This is a genomic window from Companilactobacillus pabuli, assembly GCF_014058425.1.
GTDB classification, from domain to species: domain Bacteria; phylum Bacillota; class Bacilli; order Lactobacillales; family Lactobacillaceae; genus Companilactobacillus; species Companilactobacillus pabuli.
The window spans coordinates 68,348-87,345 of sequence record NZ_CP049366.1; the positions used below are offsets into that span (position 1 = coordinate 68,348).

The window sequence follows — 18,998 nt, forward strand, 5'->3', positions numbered from 1 at the left end:
TAACAGTATAGAGGGTTGAGATAAATAAACAATTACGCACTATAAAGTGCTGTAGGTACTAAAAAGTACCTAATGGAGTAATAGTGCTTGCGATTCCAATAATATCTTCTATTAATTTCTGAAGTAGTTTGTATAAAGATAGAAATCACTATCTAGTCGGGAGCGAGGTACTGGAAAATGCTCAGCCGCCAAATTGTCCTTAGCGATTTATCGCTTAGGACAAGACCAAACTTGGAGACAATTCCTGATTTTGGAATTGGTTTCAAGTTGTGTCGACATTCTCCAGCGTTTTCCAGTGCCGAACGGACGACGGCAATTGAATGCTGATTAAAACATTTTAATAAACTTATTGACATTCTAATTTTTAAATGCTTTACTATTCATTGTAAATTGAAAAGAGGAATTTTATTATGAAAACTAATAATCAACACTCACATTTAAATAATCAATTTGCCTTTAGCTTTTTCTTTAGATAGCGTTTGTATCCTTTCGTTGGATACGGGCGCGTACGTGTTCGTATCTATCGAATGGCTAAAGCTTTTAAGCATGTTTAAGAAGCCAGATAGATACAGGGTTGAATCTATCTGGAGAAAATATTTCGGGCCCGTGTATTGAAACCAGTTAGATTCTAATCCGAATCTAGCTGGTTTTTTTTATACTTCGGGAGGATTAAATAATGAAAAAATCAATTATCAGTTTATTAACAATTGCCATGGTGGCTTTAGTTTTAGTGGGATGTTCAAATAATTCATCATCAAGTAAGGAATTGAATGTCGGTATTTTGCAGATTGTGCCGCACGGTTCACTAGATGCTGCTAGAAAAGGTTTCAAACAAGAACTTAATCAAGAAATTAAAAAACACGATAAATCAATTAAAGTAAATTATAACTATCAAAATGCTCAAGGAGATCAATCCAATTTGAACTCGATGGCACAACAATTAACACAAAAGAAAAATGATTTGATTTTAGGAATCGCTACACCATCAGCTCAAGCATTGGCTAAGAAGACTAAATCAACACCAATCGTAGTAACAGCAGTCACTAATTTGCAAAGTGCCGGATTGGTTAAATCGGATAAGAAACCTGATACTAATGTCACAGGAACTAAGGATCTTGGACCAGTTGATAAACAAGTGAAATTGTTGACGACTTTGACTAAGAATAATAAGCCAATCGGAGTTTTGTACAACTCATCAGAAGAAAATTCCGTGCTTCAGGTCAAGATGGTTAAAAAATACGCTAAGAATCACAGTTTGAAATTAAATATCGTCAGTGTAACTAGTACCAACGATGTTGCCAGTGCCGTTTCTGGAATGGCTGACAAGGTTTCCGGAATTTATTTACCAACTGATAATCTAATGGCTAGTTCAATGAAAACTATCGGTAAAAAAGCTCGTGAAGCAAAACTTCCAGTCGTAACAGGATCAATTGAAATGGCTGAAGATGGTGGAACAGCAACTTATGGAATCAATTACGAAGATCTTGGCAAACAAACAGCCAAAATGGCTTACAAGATTTTGATCGACAAAAAGAAGCCGCAAGATATGCCAGTCGAAACTTCACATACTTTGAGACTTTACGTTAACAAAACTTACGCTAAAGAAATTGGCTTAAACCCTGATCAAATTAAACAACCTTAGGAGGTAAACTTATGATTATTTCAAGTCTTGGACAAGGATTACTGTGGGCACCTTTAGCAATCGGTGTTTTCATTACGTTTAGAATTCTAGATATTCCTGATTTAACGACTGAAGGCAGTTTTCCTTTTGGGGCTGCAGTTGCGGTCAGTTTGATGTTAAAAGGTCAATCAGCTATCACGGCATCGTTAGTAGGATTTTTAGCGGGTTGTTTGGCAGGACTGATAACAGGGCTATTAGATACTAAGTTACATATTCCTTCACTATTAGCAGGAATTTTGACAATGACAGGTTTGTATTCAATCAACATGCACATTATGGGAAAATCAAATGTTCCTTTGTTGAATGAGAAAGTTTTGACAGAATATTTACCAAGTTGGGATTTGGATATTCAAACGATAGTTTTAGGTTTGATTGTTACTGGTCTAGTCGTAGTTTTATTATATTTGATGTTCAAAACTAGATTAGGTTTGTCGTTGATGGCAACTGGTAACAACAAAGAAATGTCGAGTGCTAATGGGATAAATACAGATGGAATGATTATTTTTGGCTACATGATCTCTAACGGTTTGATTGCCTTATCAGGAGCCTTAATTGCTCAAAGTAATGGTTACGCTGATATTGGGATGGGAATTGGTACGATTGTTATCGGCTTAGCTTCAGTCTTAGTTGGAGAGATTTTTTTACGAGGTCACAATATTTTAACTAGATTGATAGCAATGGTCGTTGGGGCAATTGTATATCGCTTATTACTGACGGTAGCGATGAGTTTAGGTTTCCCAGCCGATGATTTGAAGATTTTGTCAGCTATTATTTTGGTTATCGTCATCTGTGTACCAATCATTCAAAATAAGATTCAAACGAAACGTCAATTGAAAAAATACTTACAACAAATGGAGGCCAAAGACGATGAAAGTACTACAAGTGCAGCACCTACAAAAAGTCTTCTTTCCCGGGACTGAAAATGAGCGCCACGTACTAAAAAATATTAATTTACAAGTAGACGAGGGCGACTTCATTGCCGTGATTGGCAATAATGGAGCCGGTAAATCAACGTTGTTAAATACGATTGCCGGAACTTTGTCAGCTGATAGTGGTGAAATTGACTTGGCCAATCACAATGTTTCCAAAAAATCCGTTGCCTATAGGTCTCGTTGGATGTCGCGTGTCTTTCAAGATCCCAAAATGGGAACTGCTGGAGATTTAACCGTTTTGCAAAATTTAGTCTTGGCCCAAAGTCACACAAATACAGTCAATTTACACTGGTACCAAAAAAAGGACGACGTTAAAAAATATCAAGAACTTTTGCAGACTTTGAATATGGGTTTGGAAAATTTCTTGAATACTCAAGTAAAATACCTTTCTGGTGGTCAAAGACAAGCCTTGTCATTATTGATGGCAACTTTAAGCCAGCCCAAATTATTATTGTTAGATGAACACACTGCTGCGCTTGATCCTAAGACTAGTCAAGAAGTTATGAAGATCACCGATGAAATGGTGCAGAGAAAACACTTAACCACGATGATGATCACACATAAGATGTCGGATGCTTTAAAATACGGCAATCGTTTAATTATGGTTCAAGATGGTCAGATTAAATTAGATGTCAAAGGTGTTGAAAAGCAAAATCTAAATAAAGAGCAGCTGTTAGAGGCCTTTGCCTAAACAAAAAAAGCTAGTTACTGAAGTAGAGATCAGTAACTAGCTTTTTGATTCTAATCCATTTATCAGGGGGGAAGGATGGATTTTCTCTGTTATGTTTTAGTGAGAATCATTAATTTATATATGAAGATTATTTATAGGGGGGATAAGTTAAAGCTTTTTGATTTCCTTTAACTTACAAATACATCATAACGAGTAAATGTGAAGAAAGTATGATGCCAATGTTTCAAAAATTGGAAGAATAAATTTATTCGAGATAAATCTTCTTCAAACTATTGATTTCTGACTCAGTTACCCCTAGTTCGTTTTTGATATACTTATCTATGTTACCGTATTCCTTGTCGATAGTTCTCATGGCTGTGGCTAAGTAATTAGTATGAACGGTCATTAAGTCGTGAACTGAACTAAGTACATCAGGATCGGTGTAGCCTTTTTCCTTTAACATGGAAAGTAAATCTGTAACGTATTCTTTGTTGGCTTTGTTAGTCAATAAATAATCTGACTTGATAGTTTCAAAGGGTACTCCTAAAGCTTGCAAGAAGAAAACAGCCCCCATACCAGTTCTATCTTTACCAGCACTGCAATGGAAGATCAATGATTCATCTTTGCCAGTATTTAGTAATAATTGGTTAAAGAATTTACGATAAGCTGCTTTTGCTGAATCTCCTGTGATAATATCACGGTAAACAGCAATCATATGGGCATAACCATCAGTTGGATCGCCGTCAATTTCAGGGATGTAACCTTCACTTTGGACTTCAGAAGATTTTGTTTCATCTTCTTTAAATACGGGAGCCCAAACGTAACGAACGCCATCGGGACGTTTGTCAGGCTTTTTATCAACTTCTTGTTTAGAACGAAAGTCGACATCAATCTTTAGACCGTAATCCTTGAGAAATTTCAAATCATTATCAGTCAAATCGGCCAAACCAGCAGATCTTAATACTTTGTGATATTTAACAGTTTTGCCATCGCTAGTTTTGTAGCCGCCAAGTTCACGGAAATTAACGCCTTTTTCAAGGTTTAAAACACGTTCATTATCGTTAGCCATCTTAATTACCTCTCAATATTTTTCTACGTACTATTATAACAAAAAGGAAGAGTTATCCTCATAATGAAGTTCATTATTGCGCCCGGAAAATACAATAATAATATTAGTTCCAAAAAAATTGGCCAAGCCATCTATAGTGGTATTTCTCGCGCTTTACCAAGTGCTGAAATCGTGACTATGCCAGTAACTGACAGTAAATATGGAATGCCAGCGTTGGTTAAACATACTATTGGTGGCAAGTGGGTCAAACTGTCTCTTTTTGATGCCTTTTGGGAGGAAAAGACTGGCCGTTATTTAGTTACTAACATTGATAGTCAAGATACCGCGATTATCGATTCTGAACAAGTCGTGGGCGTAGATTTAGCAAAAAATAAAAGCCGAGATCAGTTGTTCCATGCCACAAGTTATGGTATGGGTGAATTGGTGGTCGATGCTGTTACGAGCGGTTTAAGAAATATCGTGATCTGTTTGGGTAAGACTGCCGTGGCTGATGGTGGCTTAGGAGTTCTTCAGGCTTTAGGAGCCAAGATTTATGATGAAGCTGGGGAATTGGTCCCGGAGGGTGAAAATCCACTGATAAGCGCTCAGAGAATTGATTTAGAGGATGTCTTTGAACTACTGGGTAATCGAACTAAAATTACTGTTTTGTTAAATTACTCTAGTTCTTATAAATTATGCGATAAAGTTGAATATCTCAATGAAGCTCAAGAAGGATTTCTAGAAGATAATTTAGTTTATATTAGCGAAAAGATGAATCAGAAGTATAATTTAGATATACACCCGATGCCGCATTCTGATTCAATCAAGACATTGGCAGGGGCGTTTGCAATGATTAATGCACGTATTTTGCGTTCATCGTTTGAATGGGTCAGTAAAGTTACAGGAATGGACTCTATCATTCGGACAGCGGATATTTTAATTACAGCTACTGATAAAATATCAGGTGATTCGATGAATGATGATATTTTATATCATTTAAGTCGAACGGCTGGAGATGAAAAAATTCCTACTTTTGTTTTGTGTAATAATTTTGTTGATAACTTTCAAAATTACGAGCAGATGTTTACGGGTATCTTTTCGACACAAATGACTGAGTATGACGATGAAATTACTATTTTTGAAAATTATGAATCAGTCGCAAATCAATTAACAAGAACACTTTTGGCATTAAAATGACACAATTTATTGAATAATATAATTGAATGCATTAATCTAAAAACAAAGGAATCTATTAAGTGCATTGGAGGATTGAATTATGGAACAAGATTATAAGAAGATTTTGGTTCCGGTAGATGGATCAAAAGAAGCTGAAATGGCTTTTAAGAAAGCCGTAAAAGTTGCACAAATGAATGGTGGACATCTAGACGTGCTAACTGTTCTGGACACCAAACAATTCATCGGATTACATGGTGGAATGCTTAACGGAGATGTGATTTACCAACTATCCGAAGATGCCCAAAAATATCTTAATGAATTAAAAGATGGCGCTGTTAAGAATGGTTTCAACGAAGATGACATTGCTATTCACGTTCGTTTCGGAGAACCAAAGACAGTTATTTCTCAAGAATTCGTAGAAGAATACGAAAATGATTTGATTATGATTGGTTCAACCGGTATGAATGCCGTAACTAGATTACTAGTTGGTTCAGTTTCTGAATATGTTACAAGAAATGCTAGAACTGATGTTATCATCGTTAGAACTGATACTAACAACGATAAGATTTAATTAGATTTATAAATTTAAGCTGGCCAATTGCCGGCTTTTTTGCTGGAGAAAATATATGCGATGCAACTGGGCCAATAGTTCCGAAGAAATGCAACAATATCACGATACGGAGTGGGGCAAACCAAATCACAATGAAACCTACTTTTTTGAGATGTTAACACTAGAAGGTGCTCAAGCAGGATTGTCTTGGGCAACGATTATTAAACGAAGAGCGACGTATCGTCTAGCTTATGATGATTTTGATATCGATAAAGTGGCTCATTATACGGATGCTAAAAAATCAGAATTATTGCAAGATAAAGGGATTATTCGTAACCATCTTAAAGTCGATTCTTCTATTAATAATGCTCAAATAATTGAAAAAATGCATCAAAATGGAGAAAAATTTTCGGATTATATCTGGAATTTTGTTGATAATAAACCGATAATTAATCATTATAGTGATATGGATGAAATGCCAGCACAGACTGATTTGTCACAGAGAATTAGCAAAGATTTGAAGAAACGTGGTTTTCGATTCGTCGGGCCTACGATTGTTTATTCTTTTTTGCAAGCGGTAGGGGTTATCAATGACCACTTAGATTCCTGTGATTTTAAGTAAAAATTAGTATAATGGTATTGAAGACGGAGGATAATTTTTATGAATTCTGAAACTATTAGCACTTTGGCCGACTGGCTTTATACAAACAGAAAAAAAATTGAAGACAAATCAGAAAAATTCGATGCTCAAAAAGTTTACAATATTTTGGACTCACTAGAAGTCTTAAGAAAGCCTATCAAAGAATATTTCGATATGACTGAAGATGACTACTATCAAAATGAATCTGACCATCGTTTAACATTGCAAAACCCTGATCAAAAGTTAAGTGAATTACACGATCGTGTACAAGTAAACCATGTTGACGGTTCACTTGAAGGACATGACATCAATTTCACTTACAATCATGAAGACCCATATGCAGAAAAAGAATATCAAGTTAAGACTGATATCAACTTGGTCAATTATTCTTTTACTGTTATTGGTGCTGTTTATGACAATACTATCGTCGCCGATGTAAGAAATTCTATTTCTAAAGATGCAATCCTATCAATCGGATTGGCAGCTCACGCTATTGAGGAATGGCAATAATGAAATTAATATCAGTCAATGACTTGTCATTGCAAATTGAGGGCTACTTTGCATTTAAGCATGTAGCTTTTTCTTTATCTCAAAATGAAGTAATTGGTATCAACGGCGATAATGGTAGTGGTAAAACGCAACTTTTAGAAGCAATCGTGAACAATAAAACACCTGATAGCGGAACAATCGACTATACTCCAGGTGTTAGGATCGGCTATTTGCCTCAGGAAAATCCCCAGATAATTGAACAAAGTACCGGCAAATATTTGGAAGATATGAGACGTTTGTCTAAAAATTTGGCTGTTCGTAAGGACCAACTTCAAGGTATGGTCACCTTCATGGGACTGACTCCTTATTTAGATACGCCCGTCAGTCAATTATCACTCGGATTAAAAAGACAGGTAGATTTTTTGGCATCTGTGGCCGGTCACCCCAATGTTTTAGTTTTAGATGAACCCTTCGCATTTCAAAGTGAAAAAACTATTCAAAAAATGTTAGATTTGATAATTGATTTAAAGGATAACAATTCTGGCATTATCTTGTCAGCAACCCGATTTGATAAAAAAATTGCCACAAATTTTGACCAACTTTATTTATTAGATGGTGATTTGAAAATTCAAAATTCCAGAGAAAATTCAGCACTAAGTTTGTTGATTTTTCGGGTCAATCCTAATTCAAAGGCGATTACTCATGATGTTGAAAACTTTTTAGTATCCAATCAAGATAATCAAATTGAATTAGAAGTTCCATTAAAATTACGGAAATCAATTTTAGATAAGATGTTGCAATTAAATTATCAATTTGAAGGGATGAAGAGAAATTGAAGGTAAGAATTCTTTTAAAAAGTTATTTGCAGTTGTATTTTCAAAACTTTTTATATTTAACGATGTTATTTTCAATCATTGTCTTTGGATTGTTGGCAGATCATTTGTTAGAAATTGGTAATTTGAAAAAATTTAGTTTATTGTTAATAGCAATGTTTCTCTTGTCACTTTTTTCGACCATGAATCTTTACTACAATGACAGTCAACAGAACAAATACTTGAAGCAAAAGATCAACAGTCATTTTGCTGATTGGTTGAGTCAATTGTTAGTCGCAGTCATAGCAAATTTGTTTTCGAGTGTTTTGATTTTTATTTTTAGTTTAATTTTAGATAGTAATATTCTCTTAGACTTTGTTGGAATCTCAAGTCTCTTCAGCGTTGGATTTTTAGGCAGTGGAATTGCTACTTTGTTTCAAACTCAATGGTACAATCATTCCACAGTTGGTCAGATTGGCGCGTTGATTTTTACTTATCTAGCATTTTCCGGCAGTGTCGTTAGTATTTTGACTGCAGTGGAGTGGCTATTACCTCCTTTATCAAAAATAATAATAACCTTGCAAAATACTTCTTCGATAACGAAAATTTTGCCAATAGTTGGGCAAACGTTATTGTATGCAATAATTCTATTTTTTATAAGTGGATTGGTTTATAAAAAAAACAGAAAAAACGCATAAAAGTATTGCAATGTTATAGTAAATTCTGTTTTAATACTCTGATGAACAAGGAGGATTTTTATGAGTAACGTTTTTTTGCGCCAAGCTAAGCTTGATGATTTACCAAGAATCATTGATATTATTGACAGTGCTAAGAAGACCTTAAAGGACCGAGGCGTTGATCAATGGCAACAAGGTTATCCAAATAAAGAAATCCTTGAACAAGACATTCAAGAAGGTATCAGTTTTGTTCTAATGTTAAATGGTCGTGTTGTAGGAAGTGCAGCTTTACAACAAGGCTACGATAAAAATTATCAAGATATGAATTCTGGAGCATGGGATGATGATTCTGATGTGACGTATTCAATCATTCACCGTATTGCTATAGAAGCAGACCACCAAGGAGAGCATCTTAGTGCAGCTTTGATTCAACAATTAATGACAATGTCTTATTACCTAGGCTATCGTGATGTCAGAATCGATACTCACCCCGACAATTTAGTAATGCAACACATTATCACTAGTAACGGTTTTGAAGAAAAAGGTACCATTACGATGGATGAAGATAAAGGTGTCAGATTGGCATATCAAATTCTTTTGAAATAAGCGTTGAAAGATTATTTTTCATATATTTGATATATAATTGAACCATAATTAACCATCGTTAAGATGGTTTTTTTAATATATTTTTCCAAGGTATTGGATATTAGGAGAATGTGAAATTGAAATTTAATAATGTTGCTAGAAGGGTGCTTTCACCTAGACCTTCAGAATTTATTTCAACTCAAACAGAGAACTTTTTGAGAAGGTTAAAACCAAGACCATTCGTTGTTGATTATATTGAGGGCGTTTATAAGAATAATGTCTTGCCAAACATTAACGATGATACAGTGACAATTTCTGTTCTAACTGATACTCATGCCAAGGCCGTAGTCAGTGCTTCTTATTATGGAATCAATGGCATGAGGCATATAATTGAAGCAAATCAAGTCAGCAATGACGTCGGAATAGATCTTAACGTCCATTTAGGTGACTTGATGGATGGTAGTGACAAGCCTGAGATCAGTCGTGGACTGTTGAAATTTGCGGTTGAAAATTATCAAGCCAGTAAACCACCATTTTTTATCGTTGAGGGTAATCATGATGAAAATGACAAATATGATGAACATCGTTTCTTCAAGTCAGCATCATTTCACCGAGATGATTATGATTCACTAGTAACAAAGTACGATTTTGAACAATCTGAGATTCTACGTTTGAATCCCGTTTCTAGAGTGGGTTGGTTCGATAAAGGTGATGTACGAATCATCTTCATCGATACCAGTGATATTCCTTATATTCTTAGTAATGGTTCTAAGAAATATGACTTTAAGAAGGTTCGAGGGGTCAGAGAGCAACAATTAGAGGATTTGACCACCGTTTTACAGAAGACTGTCGATAAACATGTAGTTGTGATGGGACATGCTAATATAGTTAGTCCTTCTGGACGCAGTGCTTTGAATTTTAACGGTGACCTGGTTCAACAGTTATTAGTCGCTTTTAATAATAAAGAGACTGGACAATTAAAAAATGAATTAACAGGAGATTTTGGAGTAAATATTCGCTATGATTTCTCTGCTACCGGGATTTCTAAGGTAACAACATATATTTGTGGTCATATGCACTATGAAAAAAACTACAAAGTTTCTGAAATTAATCATATAATATTAAATTGTTCGGCCCTTATGGGAAAGAAACACGGACTAACAACTGACTATAACAAGAAATGGGATAGACGATATAATGAAATCTCTGAATTATCAGGGTATTTCATTAATATCGACCCGAACAAACTACGCTTACAGATTTTTGGTTACGGAGCCGCAACAAGGTATGTAAGCTTTGAAATATAAGGGAGAATTATTTTATGTGTGGAATTGTCGGATTCGTTGATAAGAATATTGCAGACAAGAAGCCTGTCATCGAAGCTATGATGGAAACGATCAAGCATCGTGGTCCAAATAGTTCGGGTGAATTGGTTGAAGGTGATACAGCATTTGGTTTTCGACGTTTGAGTATCATCGATATTAACAGTGGTATGCAACCTATCTATAACGAAGATAGATCTAAAGCCATTATTTTTAATGGTGAAATTTATAACTATAAAGATGTAAGAAAAGATTTAAAGAAGGCAGGACATATTTTCAGTACTGAAACTGATACTGAAGTTTTGCTACACGGTTTTGAGGAATGGGGCATTGAGGGCCTTTTGAAGAGAATCCGTGGTATGTTTGCTTTCGCTATTTACGATTTGAAGACTGGTGATATTACTGGTGCTAGAGATTTCTTTGGTATCAAACCACTTTATTATTACAATCGTGAAGGTACATTTATTTTTGGTTCAGAAATCAAGTCTTTCTTGAAAGAACCTAACTTTAAAAAAGAATTAAATAAAGCTGCTTTGAAACCATACTTAACTTTCCAATACTCAGCTTTGCATGAAACATTCTTCAAGAACGTCTTCAGAATTCCTGAAGGTCACTACTTTACTTATAAGAATGGAAAATTGAGTATCAAGAAGTACTGGGATATGGCATTTAAAGAAAATCATTTGTCATTTGAAGAAACAGTTAAGAGAATTGACAAAGCCATGCACGAATCAGTTGAAGAACACTCAATCAGTGATGTACCGGTTGGTTCATTGCTTTCTAGTGGTGTGGATTCAAGTTACGTTACTGCAATTTTGAAGCCACAACATACTTATTCAATTGATTTTGATACAAGTACTTATGAAGAAGGTAGTGCTGCTAAACTCTTGGCTGATAAATTAGGCCTTGAAAATACTCGTGGTATCGTAACTAAGGAAGAAGCTATCAAGTCTATTCCTTTGATTCAATACTACATGGATGAACCAGATGCCAACCCTTCATGTGTACCGCTTTACTTCCTAACTAAATTAGCTAGTCGAGATGTTACGGTAATTCTATCTGGTGAAGGTGCCGATGAATTGTTTGCCGGCTATGCCAATTATGGATTCCACTCACATTCTAAGGTCATCAGAGTCGTTGCTGAAGACTTGAAGAAGTTGCCTAAGGGTGTGAAATACAAGTTGGCCCACGGACTAAAGAAGATGCCAAACTTCCCAGGACGTTTGCACTTGTACGAATCAACAGCCAAAGCTGAAGAGTTCTTTATTGGTCAAGCTAAAATCTTTACTGAAAAAGAAGCTGCTGATTTAGTTAAACCAGAATTTGAAAAATCACGTTCTGTTAAAGACATCGTTATGAGAAGCTACAACAAAGTTAGTGGCTATGATGATGAAGTTAAGAAGATGCAATATCTCGATCTTCACCAATTCATGTCAAACGATATCTTGTTGAAAGCCGACCGTATGAGTATGGCTAATTCAATGGAATTGCGTGTACCATTCCTAGATAAGGAAATGGCTAAAGTAGCTTCAGGTATTCCTACTAAGTATCTTTTGAACAGTAAAGATAGTAAGTATGCTTTGCGTGTCGCTGCCGAACGTGCTTTACCAGATGAATGGGCTAAGCGTGAAAAACTAGGCTTCCCAGTTCCAATTCGTGACTGGATCAAGACTAAGGAAGTTTATGAAGACTTCCGTAAGTTATTCAGTGCTGACTTTGCTGGTGAATTCTTCGATCAAGATGCTATTTTGAAGATGCTTGATGGTTGTTATCGTGGTGAAAACGATGATCGTCGTAAAGTTTGGACAATTTATACATTCTTGATCTGGTACAAGGTTTACTTTATCGACAATGGTAAGAAGCCAGATGTTGATCCACAAGTTGTTGTACCTGGAGAAAAAGTCGAACAAAACGCTTAGACTTAATAGAGAATAGTGTTAACTAATATTGGTGTTAAGCTGCCGTCGTCCGTTCGGCCCTGGAAAATTGCTGGAACGCCATGGGCACGACTTGGAGCCTTTGCTAAGACCAAGTTCGGGCAAAGTCTTCAAGCTCGACCTTCCACTAAGCGATAAATCGCTAAGTGGAATTTCATGGCTGAGCATTTTCCAGGACCTCGCTCCCGACTAGATAGTGATTTCTATCTTTATATAAATAACTTCAGAAAATTAATAGAAGATATTATTGGAATTGCAGTATATTGCTGTGGTTTTAGTAGTATCTTCTTTTTTGTGTAGAGAAATAGGGCTGTTATTTAGAAATATGTGTCTAATTCTATCCAAATAGAAATTGAAATCTAGTCGGTAGCAAAAGCCCTGTGATGGCTCAGCCGGCAAATTATTCTTAGCGGTTTATCGCTTAGAATAAGACCCAGCTTTGAAATGCTGCGCACTTGGTTTATGCAGTAGTTCAAAGTGGCGTCGCCAGCGTTCCAGCCAATCACAGGGATTTTGCGGACGACGGCAGTTAACCACTATCACCATCACCGTTCATTCAATATTAAGAAAAAATAAAAATATTACTAAAAATAATATAAAGTTTTAACAATTTGTTATAGTGTAATCGTTAATTTTAATTTGGAAGTGGTTTCAGGGGATTCCAAAATTAGAAAGTAGGGGGAAATATGGATACTAGTCAAGTTAAAAATATGAGTCAAATGTTTTTGAATTGCCATTCGTTAAAGAAGTTAGATTTATCCAGTTTCAAAACTAAACAAGTCAAAGATATGTCCCAGATGTTCAGTGGCTGTCGTGACTTGAAAGAATTAAATATTTCCAACTTTGATACTAGTCAAGTCACTGATATGCAAGGTATGTTCAGTGGTTGTGAGACTTTGGAAGAATTAGATTTGTCCAATTTCGATACGACTAATGTCAAAGATATGACGGACATGTTCAAATCTTCAGATGAATTAAAATCAATTAAGTTCGGTGATAAATTTGTGGTTCCCAACCAGCCACGAGATTTGAAAATGCCAGAAAAAACTTGGATCGATATTGGGACGGGAACTAGAGATAATCCTAAACCTACCGTTGATGGCATTAATTCCAGTGAACTTTTGAGTAAAGCTGATAAAGGCAGATGGATTGTTAAACCGGATGAGAAGTATCATGGTCCGATGACTGTAAAAATCAACAATAATCTTGGTAGTGATTTGGTCGTTGAAGTTCCAACTGATATCCAGCCAGAATTTGTCGGCAGTACTTTCGAATTATCGGTTCCACAAAAGACCGGATACAAGACTGCTAAAAAAACGGTACAAGTTATGGCCTTAAAGGATAAACTTTCTAGTAAAGATGTCGTTACTTACACTCCAGTAAAAACTAAGGTTCAGACTCAAGGCATGGTCGAAGATTTCAACGAAGAAATAACTGTTTATCCAGATCTTAAATATGCTCAAATTTTTGATGACAATGAAGAATTGACGACTAATAAAGATTTTATTGGTGGCAAGACGTGGTTGAGTAAGAAACTTTGGGTAATCGATGGTCAAAAATATTATCAAGCTGATGATCACGAATGGATTAAAGCTACAGAAGTTTTTGAATGTGAAAAAGTTGATGCAACTTTAAAAACTAAAGACGTCATTGTTACCAATTTAGTCGACTGTCGTATGGATATGTTGACTAATCGTGGTTTGGGCGCTTTGAGTACTTGGAAAGCACAAAATATTGCTTATTTGAATCATCACAAGTATTATCAAATTGATGAAAATGAGTTTGTTGATGCCGAAAAGGTTGATGTTGTTAATCAATAATAATTTAAAATTGAATGGCACTTGTTTAGATATAGTTCAAGACTATTTTCTGAGTAGGTGCCATTTTTCTGTAAATCATGTTAAGATAACGCATATATGACGGAGACAAAATAAGCTGATATTGGCGTTATGACGTTACTATAAAATAAATTTTTATGCCAAATATCGATATTAGTTTGAAACATCACAAAATCAATTTAAGGCTGTGGTTAAGCTATTTGTTCTCAATTATTTAAGAAAAGAATAAGCCTGAATAATTAAATGTATAAGCTTGTCTCGTTGTGATAAATTGATTATGGTATAATTTTGTTTGAAATGTGTGAAAAATTAAAAATAGAATTAATATAGTAAGAGGTTGATCCCTATCGAAACTGAATCAGGAAAAAAATTCACGCCTATCTTATTAGGTAGTGATATGAATGTTTACGGAATGGCTCGTGCTTTCCATGAACTATATGGGGGCACTGTTAAGGCCTATGCCGATATCCAATTGGCACCTACAAGATATACAAAAATCTTAAGCTTAACTCTTCACCCAGGATTTTCTGAAGACCCTGTTTTTATTGAAAAAATGCGTGAAATTGCTAAAGAGTACCAAAACTATGAAGAACCAGTTATTTTGATTGGTTGCGGGGACGGTTATGCGGAACTTATTAGCAAGCATAAAGAAGAATTATCTAAGACTTTTGTTTGCCCATATGTCGATTATGATTTATTGAAATCATTAAATAATAAAGAAAGTTTTTATCATGTTGCGGATGAGCATGGTTTGCCACATCCACTCACAAAAATCATCACTAAAGATATGTACGAAAACAAAAAGGACCTAGATGTTCCTTTTGATTTCCCAGTGGCTTTGAAACCAGCTAATAGTGTTGAATGGTTAGATATTCATTTTGAAGGTCGTAAAAAGGCTTTCACAATTCACTCTCAAGATGAATATATGAGTATCGTAGGTAAGATTTATGATAATGGTTATAAATCTGACTTGATCCTTCAGGACTTTATTCCTGGTGATGATTCCAACATGCGTGTTTTAAATGCCTATGTTGATCAAGACCACCATGTGAAGATGATGTGTCTAGGACATCCGATTTTGGAAGATCCTACACCACAATCAATCGGTAACTATGTGGCTATCATTCCCGAATTTAATCAAGATGTTTATGACCGTGTTCAAAAGTTCCTTGAAGATATTGAATTCACAGGTTATGCTAACTTCGATATGAAGTATGATTCTCGTGATAAGACTTTCAAGTTCTTTGAAATCAATTTGCGTCAAGGCAGAAGTAGTTTCTTCGTTACTTTGAATGGTTATAATTTGGCTAAGTATGTTGTTGAAGATTATGTTGAAGGAACTTTGGAAAATGAACCAACAGTTTATGCCAATAAAAATAAAGCTCAACACAAATTATGGTTGGGTGTTCCAGTTAAAGTCTTCAACAAGTACGCAGCTAAAAACGACGCTACTAAGTATGCTGATGAATTGATCAAGCAAGATCGCATCGGAACAACTGTTTTCTATGACAAAGATAAATCATTCAAACGTTGGTTGTTATTGACTTACATGTTCCATAACTATGTAAAGAGATTCGACAAGTACTTCCAAGAAAATAAAGGACGAGACTTTAAATAACTGGAGGAATTATAGATGGATGAATTAAGAGATTACAAAGTTGAAAGAGTAGACTATTCCAGAATCATGATTTGCGTGGATTCAGATGATTTTATTTCATCAAAGAATGCCTTTAACTATGCATGTACTATGGCAAGACACCACAGTTCAGAATTAGGTATCGTATCAGTCTTGGAAACAGGCGACCTAAACATCTTCCAATCTCTCGATCCAGATGTATTGAAAGACCGTCGTGAACAAATCAAAAAGTTATTAGCCGTCTATGGCAAAAAGGCTCAGGAATATGGAGTTAAAGATATTCATTTGATGGTAACTGAAGGAAATCCTGCAACTACTATCGTTGATGAAGTAATTCCAAGTTTTAAACCAGATTTAGTAATTGTTGGTGTTGAAGAAAAGAATCGTGGTCGTAATACTATCGGTTCTCAAGCTTCTAAAATTGTCAGCAACGCTAGATGCTCGGTTAGTGTTATCAGATAATTATGAATAATAAATAGTGGACATATCAATCAGATAGTCCACTATTTTTGGATAAACATAATTTTTTTAATAGAATCTAAAGAGTGATATAGTAGTCCTTAAAAATAAAAATTCCTTCTAAGCGATGGTTGGTAGTAAATTGCCGTCGTCCGTTCGGCTTTGTGGACGCTGGAACGTACTGGGCACAACTTTAAGCCAATTCCAGAACCGGGAACTGTCTTAAAGCTTGACCTATCACTAAGCGATAAATCGCTAAGTGAAATTTCAGTACTGAGCATCCACAAGCTGTCACTCTCGACTAAATAACGTCTTCTATTATTTATTTCAAATGATTAAGAAATAAAAAAATAGAATCTCTATCTAGTCCGGAATAGCAAAGAAAATTGGCTCAGTAGTGAAATTATTCTTAGCAACTTGTTGCTTAGAATAAGGCCGAGTTTTGAGATTTTGCGCATTTTGCAAAAGCTCAAAATCGTGCCCACTACGTTCCAGCCAAATTTTCTTTGCTATGGAGGACGGAATCTTATGCTAATCTAATTTAAGAAAGAATCAAAAATAATGGCGGTGAATTGTATTGTTAATGAGTAAAGTTATCGGTGGCGCAGGGGATATGATTGATGCTAAACCAGCCGATTATAAAGATAATTTGTACTTGGCTGTCAATGGTGCTTGGCAAGAAAATGCTAAGATTCCAGCCGATAAGTCACGTACAGGTGGATTTATGGACCTCGATGAGGGTGTTGAAAAGTCATTAATGAAAGACTTCCATGAATTTGCAAATAATGAAAATGAAATTCCTGATGAATTGATGTTACAAGCAGTGAAATTGTATCGTTTGGCTAATAATGTTGATCATTTGAGTAAATTTCATCAACAACCAATTTTGAAGGATATGCAACGAATCAATGATTTAGAGAGCTTGGCTGATATTAGTAAAGATATTGCTTCACTTTCTAAGGATGGTTTTCCATTGCCAATCGATATCGGCGTTGAAGCAGATATGAAAGATACTTCTAAGAACGTTGTTTATGTTGCCGGTGCCGGTTTGATTTTGCCTGACAAGACTTATTACGATGAAGGTAATGAATCCGGAAAGGCTTTATTGGCTAAGTATGGTGAAGTTGCTGGACGCTTGCTTTCAATGATTGGCTACAAGCTAGAGGATGCTAAAGAAATCGTTGAAAAGGCATTGGCTTTTGATAAGTCATTAGTTCCAATCGTAAAGAGTTCTGAAGAATGGGCTGACTATACTAAAGTTTACAATCCAATGGACTTCGATGAATTCGTTAAGAAATCTGACAAGTTGGATTTGAAGAGTTTAGTAGTTGACCAAATCAATGACACACCAAAGAAGGTTATCATTGAAGAACCAAGATATTTGGACAATTTGAACAAGTTAGTCAATGACGGTACTTTTGAAAATATCAAAGCTTGGATGATGGTTAAGTTCTTAACTAAGAACGCTTCAATTCTTGATGAAGAATTCCGTCAAACAATCGGTGAATATAACTTAGCCTTGAGTGGTGCTAAAGAACTTCAAAATAGAACTAAGTATGCTTATAACTTTGCTGCAGGTATTTTCTCTCAAGTTGTTGGTACTTACTACGGTAAGAAATACTTCGGTGAAAAGGCCAAAGAAGACGTTCGTAGCATGGTTGAAAAAATGATTTCAATTTATGAACAACGACTTTCAGAAAATACTTGGTTGAGTGAAGATACTAAGAAAAAAGCTATCGTCAAATTGGATAAGATTGTTATCAAAGTTGGTTTCCCTGACAAGATTGATGATCTTTACAGTAAATTTGAAATCAACGAAAATGATTCATTGTATGACAACGTTTCTCGAATCAGAAAAATCGTTGCTCAAGATGCTTTAGATCAATATCACAAGCCAGTCGACCGTACTAAATGGTTGATGCCAGGACATATGGTTAATGCTTGTTATGATCCATCGAGAAATGACATTACTTTCCCAGCTGCAATTTTACAAGCACCATTTTACAGTTTGGACCAAACAAGCAGTGAAAACTTCGGTGGAATTGGTGCCGTTATCGCCCATGAAATTTCTCATGCTTTCGATAACAACGGGGCTCAATTCGACGAATACGGTAATATGAACAACTGGTGGACTGAAGCTGATTATGCTAAGTTCAAGGAATTAACTAAGAAAATGATTGAAGAATTCGATGGCATTCCTTACGCCGGTAGTAAAGTTAACGGAACATTAGTTGTTAGTGAAAATGTAGCCGATGTTGGAGGACTTCGTTGTGCTCTTGAAGCTGCTAAAAAAGAAAGTGACTTTGACGTGAAGAAATTCTTCATCAACTGGGCTCGTGTTTGGAGAAACAAGTCAACTAAGCAATTAACAGAAATGTTCTTGTCAATTGACGTTCACTCACCAGCACCACTTCGTGCTAACGTAATGGCACAAAATATGGATGAATTCTACGATGCCTTTGATGTAACTGATCAAGATGGTATGTGGTTAGATCCTGATAAACGTGTAAATATTTGGTAGAAATAATTTAAAAGCAAACTTCTAA

The 18,998-nt window shown here is 35.5% G+C and carries 17 protein-coding genes; 16 read left to right on the forward strand and 1 reads right to left on the reverse strand.

Going from position 1 to position 18,998, the window contains the following annotated elements; all coding sequences use genetic code 11:
- Positions 1 to 676 precede the first annotated feature (676 nt).
- From G6534_RS00350 to G6534_RS00360, 3 genes are read left to right on the forward strand one after another with little or no spacing between them, the layout of a single operon-like run.
- Positions 677 to 1,642: an ABC transporter substrate-binding protein gene (locus tag G6534_RS00350; protein WP_059074592.1), complete on the forward strand. Its 966-nt coding sequence runs from the start codon at positions 677 to 679 to the stop codon at positions 1,640 to 1,642.
- A gap of 11 nt (positions 1,643 to 1,653) precedes the next feature.
- Positions 1,654 to 2,601: an ABC transporter permease gene (locus G6534_RS00355; RefSeq protein ID WP_059074593.1), complete on the forward strand. Its 948-nt coding sequence runs from the start codon at positions 1,654 to 1,656 to the stop codon at positions 2,599 to 2,601.
- Complete coding sequence (locus tag G6534_RS00360) at positions 2,549 to 3,304, forward strand: ABC transporter ATP-binding protein (RefSeq protein ID WP_182082980.1); 756 nt, start codon at positions 2,549 to 2,551, stop codon at positions 3,302 to 3,304. Before G6534_RS00355 ends, G6534_RS00360 begins: the two co-directional genes overlap by 53 nt.
- A gap of 244 nt (positions 3,305 to 3,548) precedes the next feature.
- Here the strand turns inward: G6534_RS00360 and G6534_RS00365 are convergent, their stop codons facing one another.
- Positions 3,549 to 4,352: a tyrosine-protein phosphatase gene (locus G6534_RS00365; RefSeq protein WP_059074594.1), complete on the reverse strand. Its 804-nt coding sequence runs from the start codon at positions 4,350 to 4,352 to the stop codon at positions 3,549 to 3,551.
- 63 nt (positions 4,353 to 4,415) lie between these two features.
- On the opposite strand from G6534_RS00365, the gene G6534_RS00370 reads away from it, so the two are divergent.
- From G6534_RS00370 to G6534_RS00430, 13 genes are all read left to right on the forward strand, one after another.
- Entirely contained in the window at positions 4,416 to 5,528 is a 1,113-nt protein-coding gene (locus G6534_RS00370) for a glycerate kinase (RefSeq protein WP_182082981.1), read from the forward strand.
- A 79-nt stretch (positions 5,529 to 5,607) separates the two neighbouring features.
- Positions 5,608 to 6,078, forward strand: a complete 471-nt coding sequence (locus tag G6534_RS00375) for a universal stress protein (protein ID WP_059074597.1) — start codon at positions 5,608 to 5,610, stop codon at positions 6,076 to 6,078.
- A gap of 55 nt (positions 6,079 to 6,133) precedes the next feature.
- Positions 6,134 to 6,679 (forward strand): DNA-3-methyladenine glycosylase I, encoded by a 546-nt coding sequence (locus G6534_RS00380; protein ID WP_059074598.1) that lies wholly within the window; start codon positions 6,134 to 6,136, stop codon positions 6,677 to 6,679.
- Positions 6,680 to 6,718: 39 nt separating this feature from the next.
- Entirely contained in the window at positions 6,719 to 7,207 is a 489-nt protein-coding gene (locus G6534_RS00385) for a hypothetical protein (RefSeq protein WP_059074599.1), read from the forward strand.
- Positions 7,207 to 8,022 (forward strand): ATP-binding cassette domain-containing protein, encoded by an 816-nt coding sequence (locus G6534_RS00390; protein ID WP_059074600.1) that lies wholly within the window; start codon positions 7,207 to 7,209, stop codon positions 8,020 to 8,022. Before G6534_RS00385 ends, G6534_RS00390 begins: the two co-directional genes overlap by 1 nt.
- Positions 8,019 to 8,696 (forward strand): hypothetical protein, encoded by a 678-nt coding sequence (locus tag G6534_RS00395; RefSeq protein WP_059074601.1) that lies wholly within the window; start codon positions 8,019 to 8,021, stop codon positions 8,694 to 8,696. The genes G6534_RS00390 and G6534_RS00395 overlap by 4 nt, the downstream gene beginning before the upstream one ends.
- A gap of 60 nt (positions 8,697 to 8,756) precedes the next feature.
- Positions 8,757 to 9,281 (forward strand): GNAT family N-acetyltransferase, encoded by a 525-nt coding sequence (locus G6534_RS00400; RefSeq protein ID WP_182082982.1) that lies wholly within the window; start codon positions 8,757 to 8,759, stop codon positions 9,279 to 9,281.
- Between the two features lie 110 nt (positions 9,282 to 9,391).
- A complete protein-coding gene (locus G6534_RS00405) occupies positions 9,392 to 10,567 on the forward strand; it encodes a metallophosphoesterase family protein (RefSeq protein WP_059074603.1) in 1,176 nt (391 codons plus the stop codon).
- A gap of 14 nt (positions 10,568 to 10,581) precedes the next feature.
- Positions 10,582 to 12,501, forward strand: a complete 1,920-nt coding sequence (asnB, locus tag G6534_RS00410; protein ID WP_059074604.1) for an asparagine synthase (glutamine-hydrolyzing) — start codon at positions 10,582 to 10,584, stop codon at positions 12,499 to 12,501.
- A 704-nt stretch (positions 12,502 to 13,205) separates the two neighbouring features.
- A complete protein-coding gene (locus tag G6534_RS00415) occupies positions 13,206 to 14,339 on the forward strand; it encodes a BspA family leucine-rich repeat surface protein (protein ID WP_182082983.1) in 1,134 nt (377 codons plus the stop codon).
- Between the two features lie 415 nt (positions 14,340 to 14,754).
- Positions 14,755 to 15,975, forward strand: coding sequence for a carboxylate--amine ligase (locus G6534_RS00420; protein WP_182083252.1), 1,221 nt, complete (start codon positions 14,755 to 14,757; stop codon positions 15,973 to 15,975).
- A 15-nt stretch (positions 15,976 to 15,990) separates the two neighbouring features.
- The gene (locus tag G6534_RS00425) at positions 15,991 to 16,455 is read left to right on the forward strand and encodes a universal stress protein (protein ID WP_059074606.1); all 465 of its coding nucleotides are present in this window, start codon (positions 15,991 to 15,993) and stop codon (positions 16,453 to 16,455) included.
- A gap of 580 nt (positions 16,456 to 17,035) precedes the next feature.
- A complete protein-coding gene (locus G6534_RS00430) occupies positions 17,036 to 18,973 on the forward strand; it encodes a M13 family metallopeptidase (protein ID WP_152999983.1) in 1,938 nt (645 codons plus the stop codon).
- Positions 18,974 to 18,998: the final 25 nt, after the last annotated feature.

What these genes read in the sequence shown, in the direction of transcription:
- G6534_RS00365 (WP_059074594.1), bottom strand. Translation starts at nt 4,352, where the DNA reads ATGGCTAACGATAATGAACGTGTTTTAAACCTTGAAAAAGGCGTTAAT.
- G6534_RS00390 (WP_059074600.1), top strand. Translation starts at nt 7,207, where the DNA reads ATGAAATTAATATCAGTCAATGACTTGTCATTGCAAATTGAGGGCTAC.
- G6534_RS00385 (WP_059074599.1), top strand. Translation starts at nt 6,719, where the DNA reads ATGAATTCTGAAACTATTAGCACTTTGGCCGACTGGCTTTATACAAAC.
- G6534_RS00420 (WP_182083252.1), top strand. Translation starts at nt 14,755, where the DNA reads ATGAATGTTTACGGAATGGCTCGTGCTTTCCATGAACTATATGGGGGC.
- G6534_RS00380 (WP_059074598.1), top strand. Translation starts at nt 6,134, where the DNA reads ATGCGATGCAACTGGGCCAATAGTTCCGAAGAAATGCAACAATATCAC.
- G6534_RS00350 (WP_059074592.1), top strand. Translation starts at nt 677, where the DNA reads ATGAAAAAATCAATTATCAGTTTATTAACAATTGCCATGGTGGCTTTA.
- G6534_RS00355 (WP_059074593.1), top strand. Translation starts at nt 1,654, where the DNA reads ATGATTATTTCAAGTCTTGGACAAGGATTACTGTGGGCACCTTTAGCA.
- G6534_RS00425 (WP_059074606.1), top strand. Translation starts at nt 15,991, where the DNA reads ATGGATGAATTAAGAGATTACAAAGTTGAAAGAGTAGACTATTCCAGA.
- G6534_RS00415 (WP_182082983.1), top strand. Translation starts at nt 13,206, where the DNA reads ATGGATACTAGTCAAGTTAAAAATATGAGTCAAATGTTTTTGAATTGC.
- G6534_RS00360 (WP_182082980.1), top strand. Translation starts at nt 2,549, where the DNA reads ATGAAAGTACTACAAGTGCAGCACCTACAAAAAGTCTTCTTTCCCGGG.
- G6534_RS00375 (WP_059074597.1), top strand. Translation starts at nt 5,608, where the DNA reads ATGGAACAAGATTATAAGAAGATTTTGGTTCCGGTAGATGGATCAAAA.
- G6534_RS00400 (WP_182082982.1), top strand. Translation starts at nt 8,757, where the DNA reads ATGAGTAACGTTTTTTTGCGCCAAGCTAAGCTTGATGATTTACCAAGA.
- G6534_RS00430 (WP_152999983.1), top strand. Translation starts at nt 17,036, where the DNA reads ATGAGTAAAGTTATCGGTGGCGCAGGGGATATGATTGATGCTAAACCA.
- asnB (WP_059074604.1), top strand. Translation starts at nt 10,582, where the DNA reads ATGTGTGGAATTGTCGGATTCGTTGATAAGAATATTGCAGACAAGAAG.
- G6534_RS00370 (WP_182082981.1), top strand. Translation starts at nt 4,416, where the DNA reads ATGAAGTTCATTATTGCGCCCGGAAAATACAATAATAATATTAGTTCC.